We start from the raw sequence: 731 nt of genomic DNA on the forward strand, positions 1-731 counted from the left end.
GTCGGCAAGACGTTGCAGATGTTCATTGATCCCGATCTTATCGCCGAGGGACATTCCAGGGTTTCCTACAGCGTAGAGAGGGTCGGCCAGACCGAAGAACCTTCGGTGGTCATGGACGTGCTGGTCAAACTTACCCGCCCCGGCGGCGATGATATGGGCGACCCGGCGGGCCATCCGAAGCTGATCATGCGCATTCCTGATGAGATTCTCGACGGCGGGATTGATCAGGACAACGTGGCCGACGGTGTGGACATCAAAATTGATCCCTATCCGGACATCGCGGCAGGCGATGTGATTCAGGTGTCCTGGGGTGGTTTTTTTGTGCTCAGCGCGCCGCTGACCGAAGAGCAGGCCGATGGCAATGCGCCAATCATCGTGCACGTCAGCGAAGCGGTCATCCGCGAGGTGGGCGACTCTGATGATGCGGGGGTGGCGGTCGTGTTCGAGGTCTACGACCTGGTTGATAACCGCTGCGAAGACTGGAGCTACGAACAGCGCGTGGTGGTGGCGGTGGATGCGTCGCGGCTGGAGGGCCCGATTCTCAAGGAAGCCGTCAACAACGTGCTCGATGTCGACAAACTGGCAGACAAAAATGGCACGGCGCAGATCATAGCCTCTGTTCGGGAAGGCTTTAAGGTGGGCGACGTCATCGTTGTCCGCATCAAAGGCACGCCGGTCGAAGGCGCCCCGGTCGATTTTGAAGTGCACGGCCAACCGCTGAACAACGTGCC

1 pseudogene is annotated in these 731 nt (G+C 59.5%); it reads left to right on the plus strand.

The features are described 5' to 3' along the window. Positions 1-731: pseudogene (locus tag ACQ4OE_RS26755) on the plus strand (hypothetical protein); the annotation flags it as partial.

This window comes from Pseudomonas sp. WC2 (assembly GCF_050586545.1).
In the GTDB taxonomy this organism is placed as follows: Bacteria; Pseudomonadota; Gammaproteobacteria; order Pseudomonadales; family Pseudomonadaceae; genus Aquipseudomonas.